A 9,015-nucleotide genomic window follows, 5' to 3' on the forward strand; every position below is an offset into this window, starting at 1 on the left:
TGATACACCTTGTATCGTGAGTGAATCGACGGTGTCTCAGGACGTCCTGGCCGCGGCCAAGCGGCTGGCCGAGCGGCAGCAGCTGGGCGGCGCCTCGATGGCCGACATCGCCAAGGAGGCCGGCATCACCCGCGTCACGCTGTACCGGCGCGGCGAGACGCGGACGGCGATCCTGGTCGCGCTGCGCGACGAGCTGGCCCGCGAGGAGCGCGAGCGGCTGCTCCCCGTCCTCACCGGCCCCGGCGACGCGCGCGCCCGGCTGACCGCGGCGTTCGAGGTCTTCTGCGCGGTCACCGACGAACGGGCCGACCTGATGGCCGGGCTCGACGACCCGACGCTGAACGCGATCTACCACGATCCCGGCGACGAGTCGCTCACCCGCACCGAGTTCACCGCACCGATCGTCCGGCTGCTGCGCGACGGCGCGCTGGACGGCTCGCTGCGGCCGTCCGCCGATCCGGACGAGACCGCAACGATCCTCTACGTCCAGGTCTGCGAGACGTACCGCCACCTGCGCCGCGAACACCGCTGGTCGGCGAAGCGCGCCACGGACGCCGTCATCGACCTCACGCTCCACGGGCTACTGCCGTGACCGCCCTACTGGAACGGGTGATCCCCGGGCCGGACGTCGACCGCGGCAAGGTCGCCCGGCTCACCGTCGCGCACGCCGGCGCCGACCTGTTCCAGGCCGCCGTGCCCGCGCTGATCCCGTTCTTCGTCGCCGAACGCGGCATGACCTACGCCGACGCCGGGCTGCTGGTGCTGGCCGGCAGCCTCGCGTCGTCGGTCATGCAGCCGCTGGCCGGCGTCGTCGGCGACCGCGTCCGGGCCGCGTGGCTGCAGCCGCTCGGGCTCGCCCTGACCGGCGGCGGGCTGCTGGCCGCGACAATGCTCGACTCGTTCGCCGCCATCGCCGTCGCGCTGCTGCTCGGCGGTCTCGGCGTCGCGATCTTCCACCCCGAGGCGTTCCGCGCGACCCGCGCCGCGGCCGCCGCCAGCCCCGGCGCCGCGCTGGGCGTGTTCGCGCTCGGCGGCAACATCGGCTTCGCGCTCGGCCCGTCGCTGGTCGTCCCGCTGGGCGTGGCGTACGGGATCGAGGCGGCCGGCGCGGTCGCCGTCATCCCGCTGGCCGGCGCGCTGCTGCTGGGCCGCGGTGTGCCGTCCGACCTCGCGGCTTCGGCCGACGACGCGACCGTGGCCGGTCCGGCGCCGAGCGACTGGCGCACGTTCGGGTTCGCGACGCTCGGCGCGACGGCAGCCGCGGGCGTGCTGTTCGGGCTGATGGCGTTCGCGCCGGTCTGGTTCGACGAGACGCTCGGCACCGGCGTCGGCCTGGGCAGCGCCGCCGTCACCGGCATGCTGCTGGCCGGCGCCGTCGGAACGTACGCGGCCGGCACCCTCGGCGACCGGCACGGGCGACGGCCGGTCGTGCTGGTGTCGGTGCTGGCGCTGGTCCCGCTGTCGGCGGTGCTGCCGCTGACCGGGCCGCTGCTGGCCGTCGTGCTGCTGATCGTGATCGGGCTGGTGATCGAGGGGATCTTCTACCCGCTGGTCATCGTCGCCCAGGACGGCCTGCCGCGGCACGCCGGGCTGGCGGCGGGGATGGCGCTCGGGCTCAGCGTCGGCGTCGCGGCCGGCACCACCAGCCTGCTCGGCGTGCTCGTCGACGCGAACGGGCCGGTCGCCGCGCTCTGGGGCTGCGCCGTCATGGCCGTCGTCGCGTTGGCCGCCGGAGCGCTGGCCGTCCGCCGCCCTCCTCCCTCGCCCTCCCTCCCATGATCATCAACCTTTTGCGTTGTGATAGCAGCGCAAAAGGTTGATGATCATGGGGCGCCGCGGCGGGTCCAGGCCAGCAGGTCGTCGACCGGCCAGGTGTTGACGATCCTCTCCAGCGGCACGCCGCAGGCGGCCGCGCGTTCGCACCCGTACGGCTGCCAGTCCAGCTGGCCGGGCGCGTGCGCGTCAGTGTCGAGCGCGAACGAACAGCCGGCCTCGACGGCCAGCCGGAGCAGCCGCTTCGGTGGGTCCAGCCGCTCCGGCCGCGAGTTGATCTCGACGGCGACGCCGAACCGTGCGCAGGCGGCGAACACGATCTCCGCATCGAACGTCGACTCGGGCCGGGTGCCGCGCCCGCCCGTGATGAGCCGGCCGGTGCAGTGCCCGAGGATGTCCGTGTGCGGGTTGGCGATCGCCGTCACCATGCGCTCGGTCAGCTCGTCCGACGCCATGCGCAGCTTCGAGTGCACGCTCGCCACGACGACGTCGAGCCGCCCCAGCAGCTCGTCGGACTGGTCCAGCGAGCCGTCCTCGTTGATGTCGACCTCGATGCCGGTGAGGACGCGAATCCCTTCGCCCTTGTCGTTCAACTCGGCGACGACGTCGAGCTGTTGCCGCAACCGCTCCGGCGACAACCCGTTCGCGACCGTCAGCCGCGGCGAGTGGTCCGTCAGCGCCACGTACTCATGCCCCAGCCCGGCGGCGGCCCGGACCATCTCCGGGATCGGGCTGCCGCCGTCCGACCAGTCCGAATGCAGGTGCAGGTCGCCGCGCAGCGCCGCCCTGATCTCCGCACCGCCCTCCGCGACCGGCCGGCCGCCGGTCGCCTCCAGGCGGCGCAGGTACACCGGGACCTCACCGGCCAGCGCCTCGCTGATGACCGTCGCGGTCACCTTGCCGATGCCGGGCAGCTCGGTCAGCGTGCCCGCCTCCACCCGATCCACCAACTCCGCCAGCCCGACCTCGTCGACGGTGGCCGCGGCGGTCCGGAAGGCGCGCACCCGGTAGACGGGCTCGCGGGCCCGCTCCAGCAGGAACGCGATGCGCCGCATCAGGTCGCCCGGGGTGGGATCGGCAGTCACGGACTCAGTCTCGCAGGGGCCGGTTCTGTCGCGGGTGATCAGTACGGTGCCGGCCTGAACACGGCGGCGACGGCCTCGGCGAGGCGCCTGGCCGTGGAGCCGTCGGGTTCGCCGTGGTCGGGGTTGAACTCGGTGAGCACCAGGCCGGCACACCCGGGGTGGCGCACCATGACCGTCACCGCGCTCATCACCTGGGCCAGCGTGAGACCGCGGTACTGCGGCACGTCGGCGGCCGGGAGGTCCATGAAGTTGACGACGTCGACGTCCAAGTGAACGACGAACCGGCTGGTCACGGACGTGAGCGCGGCCAGCGCCAAGCCGGCAGTCGCGGCGGGGTCGGGCGCGACCGACGCCGCCGGGAACCGCCAGCTGGGGACCCGCCCATGCACGTCCTCTTCGTCGTCGGCGTACCCGAAGAAGCAGATCTGGTCGGCGGTGAGCAGCGGGCGGCGCGGGCCGAAGCCGCTCAGCGCGGGCGCGGTGCCGGGGAGGTCGAGCAGGTGCGCGACGCCCATGCCGTCGGCGATCGGTTCGTGCGGATGGTCGGCCGGCGACTGGAGATCCTGCCCGCCGTCGACGTACACCAGGCCGACGTCCTGCCCGGCGGTGGCGAACGCGCTGACGACGGCGATGGTCAGCGTGCACTCGCCCCCGACGACGACCGGTGTCTCGCCTGTCTCGATGACGGCGGTGACGGCCGCGCGGGCGTCCTCGAGCACCTCCACCACGGCGTCGAGGTTGTTCGGCCTGCCGTCCGCCGGGTTCGCGGCCCAGCGCCGGACGGGGCGGTCGCCGTGATCGTGCACCTCGTGGCCGGTCTGCCGGAGCTGCTCGACCAGCCCGGCGGCCCGCAGCACCGCCGGCGCCTGCTCCTGACCTGGCCAGTGTGCCGCCACACTCGACGGCACACCGACCAACCCCAGCGTCGTCATCGCATCAGTCCCGCCCCTGCCACGTGCAGATGCAGATCTCGTTCCCCTCGGCGTCGGCCAGCACCCAGAACGCCGGCGCCCGTCCGTCGTTCACCAGCCGTCCGCCGGCGTCGAGCGCCGCCGCGAGCCGTCGATGTGCCTCGTCGTGCGGGACGCTGATGTCGAAGTGGATGCGGTTGCGCTGCGGCCGCGGCGCGTCCATCTGCTGGAACCAGAACGCCGGCCCTTGGCCGAGCGGGTCGACCAGCGCGTCCGCCGGACCGTCCAGCCCGGGCTCGTCGCCGTAGGCGAGCACCGCCTTCCAGAACGGCCGGATCGCCTGGATGTCCACCGCGTCGATGGCGAGCTCCAGCGACTGCTCCGACCGCGGCCGCCCACCGACCGCTGGGTCGGCGTCGTGCCCGGCCGCCCGCAGCGCCGTCGTGATGCGCGCCGCCGCGTCGACGTCCACGCTGGTCACGTTCGCCAGCGCGGCGTCCTGCAGGCTGAGCAGCGCGCGTCCCGGCCGCAGGTCGGCCCGCAGGTGAGCGTCGGCCGCCGGACCCGCCGCGCGCACCGCCGTCGCCGCTACGTCGACCGCCTCGGCCGGCGACCCCACCGCGACGCCGGTGTGGAAGCGCGCCAGGAGGTACCGCCAGCCCAGGTGCTCGACGGCGGCCGACGCCTCCGGTCGCCGCAGCGGCCTCGCGGTGTCGTCCATCCGGCCATGCTCGCACGCGGGTCCGACAAGGTGGCGGGTTTCAGCCCTGGACCCCTGCGACGTCGTCGGCCGGGCCGCGGACGGCGGCGGCGAGGTCGGTCCGGAGGGCGAACGGCACGAACACCGCCAGTACGGCCACCGCGAGTACCGTCGCCGCCAAGAACGCCGTCCGCAGCCCCCACACCTCCGCGATGACGCCGGCCAGGGCCGCACTCGCCGGGATGACGCCCCAGCTGATCATCCGCGACGCGGAGTAGATGCGGCCGAGCAGCTCCGGCGGCGACAGGTTCTGCCGGATCGTCGCCGCGAGGATGCGCCAGATGCTCGACCCCGCTCCCGCGACGACGACACCGGCCGCGACCGCCCAGATGCCGGCGTCGAACGCCACCGGCGCCACGAACAGCACCGTCCCGACGGCGTCGGCGATCATCAGGCGGGTGGTGCCGACCCAGCGACGCAGCGGCTCCACCAGCACCGACGCGATCAGCCCGCCGACCGCCATGCCGGTCAACAGCAGCCCGTACTGCGCGGCCGTCAGCCCCAGCGGACCCGGCTCGACGGCGTAGACGACGAGCAGCGAGACCGCTACCGCCCAGACGACGTTCATCGCGGCCGTGAAGAGCGTCAACGTCCGCACGATCGGCTGGCGCCAGAGGAACCGGAACCCGGCGACCAGCTCGCTCCCGCGCCGACGGCCGGCCGCCGGGTCGCTGGTAGCGGGCGCCGGCTGGGCGTGGCGCAGCGTCATCATGAGCACCCCGCCGACGGCGAGGACGTAGAGTGCCGCGCTGGCGCCGGTCGCCAGGGCCAGCGTCGCCCCCGCGAGCAGGCCGGCGAGCGGCGGCCCGGCCAGCTGGTTCGTCACGTTGATGGTCGCCTCGATGCGCGCGTTCGCCCGGCCGCGGCCGACCGGCTCGACGACGAGTGGAATGGTCGAGGTCAGGGCGGTGTCGACCAGCGTCTCGGCGACGCCGAGCAGAGCCGCCGCGACGAGGATCAGCGGCAGCGACAGCGCATCGGCCAGGAACGCGGCCGTGACCCCGCCCAGCACCAGCCCGCGCAGCGCGTTCACGGTGCCGAGCAGCGCCCGCCGGTCCACGCGGTCCACGATCAAGCCGGCGTGCAGCCCGAACACCGGCCACGCCAGGGTGAGCGCCGCCGTCACCGCCGCGACGCCGCCCGCCGACGCGCCGACGGCAATGGCCAGCAGCGGCAGCACGAACAGCGCCATGCCGTCGCCGAGGTTGGCCGCGCCGGTCCCGAACCACAGCCCGTTGAACGATCGGCCGAGCGACACCGGCAGCACGCGCATCGGCTTCTCACCCTTCATTGGCGTTTCACTGGTTGCAGTTCTGTCACATGGCTTCTCACCTGTCAACGCCCAATGAACGGTGAGATATTCTGTTCACATGACCGAGGTCGAACTGGTCGGCAACGCACTCTGCCTCGACTTCGCCAACTCCACCAACTGGCGGCCGGTCGCCCAGCGTGACTGGCTGGCATCGCCGGCAGGGGCCGTGACCTGGGCGCGCGCCGTTGGGCACCCCGTCGACGACGATCCGAGCCTGCGGTTCACGCTCCCGGTCGCCCGAGACCTGCGCGAGGCCGTGTTCCGCGTGTTCCAGCCGCTGGCGCACGGCGAGCGCCCCTCGCCCGACGACCTCGACATCGTCCACGCGGCGTACGCCGAAGGGGTCGCGCGCGGCCGGTTCGTCGACGACGGCGCGACGTTCCGGCTGTCGTGGACGGATCCGCAGACGCTGCGGGTGCTGCTCTGGGACGTGGCGGCGTCCGCCGTCGGGCTGCTCACGCAGGGACCCCTGCATCGCCTGGGCGAATGCGCTTCGTGTCCCTGGCTGTTTCTCGACACCAGCAAGAACGGCCGGCGCCGGTGGTGCAGCATGGCCACCTGCGGCAGCCGCGACAAGGCCCGCCGCTACCACGCCGCGCACGGCCCCGGCGGTGAGGCCGAGCGGCCATGAGGCGGGAGGGCGGCGGCGTCCGCGGATCCGGCCCGGGGCCGACTGGGAAGGTCGAGTGTGCGTGGTCATGGGCCGGCGCTCGCACGCCGGCCCATGACCGCGGAGGGTCGAAAGCTGCTGACCTACGGCGTCACGGGCGCGCCTGGTGGAACTCGCGGCGGCACTCCTTGAGGTCGACGGTGACGGTCTCGCCGAGGTCGACGTTGACGGGGACGGTCTGGAGGACGGTGCCGTCGGGGCGTTCGCAGGTCAGGATCCACGGCTCTTCGTAGAACCCGGTCTGGAATCCGTGGATCCCGTCCTCCTGGTACGCCGGGATCGGCCGGTACGACGGGTTCACGGCCCACTCGAACTTGCCGTTCCGCCCGAGCGTGAGGTCCGACGTCAGCGTGGTCGTGAACGACGACGGCCGGGTGGCTCCGTCCGGCTGGGCGTAGGGGCTGGTGTACATGTCGAACGCCTTGGTGATGCGCAGCACGGCGCCCTTCGGCCCCTTGCCGTCGATGACGGCGTACTGGTCGGGGTCGGCGGCGGTCTCGAGCATCGTCAGCATCGCCTCACGGTGCTCGTCGTACACGTCGAGCACCTGCGTCCCATACGTCCGCGCGACGCCGGCGTCTGGGCAGGTCTCGGAGGTCAGCGCGAGCCCGCGGGTGGCGTAGTAGGCCCAGTCGATCGCCTCGCCGGTCGTCTCGTAGTCCTCCGCCGACGGCAGCGCCTTGTATCCCGGGCCGTAGATCGACGCGACCTCGGACGCGAGCGCGTGCAGCCGGTCGACGTCCTGGGCGGGGCCGGCGGCGAGCTGCAGCGGCGGGTACAGGACGACTTGGATGCAGGTGTGCTGGGTGTTGAACACGACCGCCTGCCGGGTCGACAGCAGCCACTCGATGTTCCGCGCCTCCGGCTCCGACCACGCCGCGGCGCCACCGGTGGAGATGGGCAGCCAGCCCAGTCCGTAGTTGCGGTTCATGTCGACGTTGGTGTCGGTCTGGCGGCGCCCGCGCACGAACCCGTCGACGTTGACGATCGGCACGACGACGACGCGGGCGCGGTCGAGCAGCCGGGTGACCTCGCGGTCGCCGGCGGCGGCACGCTGGACGAGGTCGATGGCGAACTCCATGGTCAGCTCGCCGCTCGGGAACTCGTTGCCGTGGTGCATGCCGACGTCCACGAAGGTCGGTTTGCCGTCGTCGGCGTTGACGTTGGTGCTGATCTCGACGCCGCGGACGGTGCGCCCGGACGTCGTCGGGAAGGGCAGCGTGATCGGTTTGACGAGGTCGGGGTGGTCGGCGACCAGTTCGGCCAGGTCGGCCTCGTAGTCGGCCAGCGTCCGGTAGGCGGTGTTGCCGCTGGGCAGGTCGGCGGCCGTGGTGGACGGCGCCGACTGCGACGCCGCGCCTACAGCTGTGGGGACGGCGAGCGCGGGGACGGCCAGGACGGCGGCCGCGGCCAGCATGACAGTGCGACGACTCGAACGGGAGTGACCGGTACGTCTCATGAACACGTTCCTCTCCGCAGAACCGACAGGGGCAGAAACCAGTCAAGATCGACTGGTTCGCACTGAGGTTATCGTTTCGTGACGTTTCGCACGAGGTATGGCATGTTACGTTGCGGGGCCGCTCGGCAACGCGCCGCGGGCCGGCTTGAGTCCGGGCCCGGCGCTACCGTCCGTGCATGTCCGAGCCCGAGGCGCCGACCCCGCCAGCCGAGCGGAATCCCTACGCCGCGCCCACCCCCGGGCCGCCGTCGTACGACGAGCACCGCGCCACCGCCGCACGCGAGCCGATGCGGTACGCCTACGCCGGCCCGCATGACGGCCCGCCGAGCCCATGGCCGGTCACGCCGCCACCGGAACGCGTGCCGGGCACGAGCGGCATGGCCGCCGCGGCACTGGTGTTCGGCATCATCGGCGGCATCCCGCTGGCGATCATCTTCGGCGTCATCGCCCTCGGCCGGACGGCGAACGGCCGCCAGCAGGGCCGCGGGCTGGCCATCGCGGGCCTGATCTGCGCCGGCGTCTGGCTGGCGGGCCTCGCGACGGCCGGCGTCTACGCCGCGGTCAGCGAGCCGGACCGCGACGACGCCGGCCAGATCACCGAGGAGGGCTCGCTGTCGGCCTTCGACGTCGAGATCGGCGACTGCGTCAACGGCGTACGCGACATCGAGGTCGACAGTTACGTCACGTCGCTGCCGGCCGTCCCGTGCACCGAACCGCACGAGGGCGAGGTGTACGCACGGTTCGACCTCACCGGCGACGCCCACCCCGGCGCCGACGGCGTCCTTGCCCAGGCCGACCAGCGTTGCGCCGACGCGCTGTACACGTACTCGACGCACGCCTACGACGACCCGAACGTCGGCCTCTTCTACCTCTACCCCGACGAGCGCGCCTGGCCGCGGGACCGCTCGGTGGTCTGCATCGCCGTCGCCATCGAGGGGACGCTCACCGGCAGCCTCGCGGAGCGGACGGGCACCTGACAGAGCGGCTTGCGATCTGAGTTAGGTTAGGCAAACCTAGTTGACTCCAGATCATTCTCTGTGAAAGG

At 72.9% G+C, this 9,015-nt stretch carries 9 protein-coding genes; 4 read left to right on the forward strand and 5 right to left on the reverse strand.

Annotated elements, in window-relative coordinates:
* Nucleotides 1–16 precede the first annotated feature (16 nt).
* Together ACW62_RS34730 and ACW62_RS12740 are read left to right on the forward strand one after the other, a co-directional pair.
* Nucleotides 17–592, forward strand: coding sequence for a TetR/AcrR family transcriptional regulator (locus ACW62_RS34730; RefSeq protein ID WP_205629306.1), 576 nt, complete (start codon nucleotides 17–19; stop codon nucleotides 590–592).
* Nucleotides 589–1,779 carry an MFS transporter gene (locus tag ACW62_RS12740; protein ID WP_053204482.1) on the forward strand — a complete coding sequence of 397 codons (1,191 nt, stop codon included), beginning with the start codon at nucleotides 589–591 and terminating at the stop codon, nucleotides 1,777–1,779. The genes ACW62_RS34730 and ACW62_RS12740 overlap by 4 nt, the downstream gene beginning before the upstream one ends.
* Before the next feature lie 44 nt (nucleotides 1,780–1,823).
* Here ACW62_RS12740 and ACW62_RS12745 read toward each other — a convergent pair whose 3' ends face one another.
* The 4 genes from ACW62_RS12745 to ACW62_RS12760 form a co-directional block, all read right to left on the reverse strand.
* Nucleotides 1,824–2,828: a PHP domain-containing protein gene (locus ACW62_RS12745; protein WP_053204483.1), complete on the reverse strand. Its 1,005-nt coding sequence runs from the start codon at nucleotides 2,826–2,828 to the stop codon at nucleotides 1,824–1,826.
* A 68-nt stretch (nucleotides 2,829–2,896) separates the two neighbouring features.
* A complete protein-coding gene (locus ACW62_RS12750; protein ID WP_053204484.1) occupies nucleotides 2,897–3,790 on the reverse strand; it encodes an arginase family protein in 894 nt (297 codons plus the stop codon).
* Between the two features lie 4 nt (nucleotides 3,791–3,794).
* A complete protein-coding gene (locus ACW62_RS12755; protein WP_053204485.1) occupies nucleotides 3,795–4,490 on the reverse strand; it encodes a VOC family protein in 696 nt (231 codons plus the stop codon).
* 40 nt (nucleotides 4,491–4,530) lie between these two features.
* A complete protein-coding gene (locus ACW62_RS12760; RefSeq protein ID WP_053204486.1) occupies nucleotides 4,531–5,802 on the reverse strand; it encodes an MFS transporter in 1,272 nt (423 codons plus the stop codon).
* A 97-nt stretch (nucleotides 5,803–5,899) separates the two neighbouring features.
* Here ACW62_RS12760 and ACW62_RS35800 point away from each other — a divergent pair, with 97 nt between their 5' ends.
* Nucleotides 5,900–6,472 carry a CGNR zinc finger domain-containing protein gene (locus ACW62_RS35800; RefSeq protein ID WP_053204487.1) on the forward strand — a complete coding sequence of 191 codons (573 nt, stop codon included), beginning with the start codon at nucleotides 5,900–5,902 and terminating at the stop codon, nucleotides 6,470–6,472.
* A gap of 130 nt (nucleotides 6,473–6,602) precedes the next feature.
* Here ACW62_RS35800 and ACW62_RS12770 read toward each other — a convergent pair whose 3' ends face one another.
* Complete coding sequence (locus ACW62_RS12770) at nucleotides 6,603–7,970, reverse strand: M14 family zinc carboxypeptidase (RefSeq protein ID WP_083459701.1); 1,368 nt, start codon at nucleotides 7,968–7,970, stop codon at nucleotides 6,603–6,605.
* 176 nt (nucleotides 7,971–8,146) lie between these two features.
* Here ACW62_RS12770 and ACW62_RS12775 point away from each other — a divergent pair, with 176 nt between their 5' ends.
* Nucleotides 8,147–8,947, forward strand: coding sequence for a DUF4190 domain-containing protein (locus tag ACW62_RS12775; protein ID WP_053204489.1), 801 nt, complete (start codon nucleotides 8,147–8,149; stop codon nucleotides 8,945–8,947).
* Nucleotides 8,948–9,015: the final 68 nt, after the last annotated feature.

This window comes from Jiangella muralis (assembly GCF_001270745.1).
In the GTDB taxonomy this organism is placed as follows: Bacteria; Actinomycetota; Actinomycetes; order Jiangellales; family Jiangellaceae; genus Jiangella; species Jiangella muralis.

Coding starts and splice junctions, on each gene's coding strand:
- ACW62_RS12770 (WP_083459701.1), bottom strand. CDS start 7,970: ATGAGACGTACCGGTCACTCCCGTTCGAGTCGTCGCACTGTCATGCTG.
- ACW62_RS12745 (WP_053204483.1), bottom strand. CDS start 2,828: ATGCGGCGCATCGCGTTCCTGCTGGAGCGGGCCCGCGAGCCCGTCTAC.
- ACW62_RS12750 (WP_053204484.1), bottom strand. CDS start 3,790: ATGACGACGCTGGGGTTGGTCGGTGTGCCGTCGAGTGTGGCGGCACAC.
- ACW62_RS12775 (WP_053204489.1), top strand. CDS start 8,147: ATGTCCGAGCCCGAGGCGCCGACCCCGCCAGCCGAGCGGAATCCCTAC.
- ACW62_RS12755 (WP_053204485.1), bottom strand. CDS start 4,490: ATGGACGACACCGCGAGGCCGCTGCGGCGACCGGAGGCGTCGGCCGCC.
- ACW62_RS35800 (WP_053204487.1), top strand. CDS start 5,900: ATGACCGAGGTCGAACTGGTCGGCAACGCACTCTGCCTCGACTTCGCC.
- ACW62_RS12760 (WP_053204486.1), bottom strand. CDS start 5,802: ATGCGCGTGCTGCCGGTGTCGCTCGGCCGATCGTTCAACGGGCTGTGG.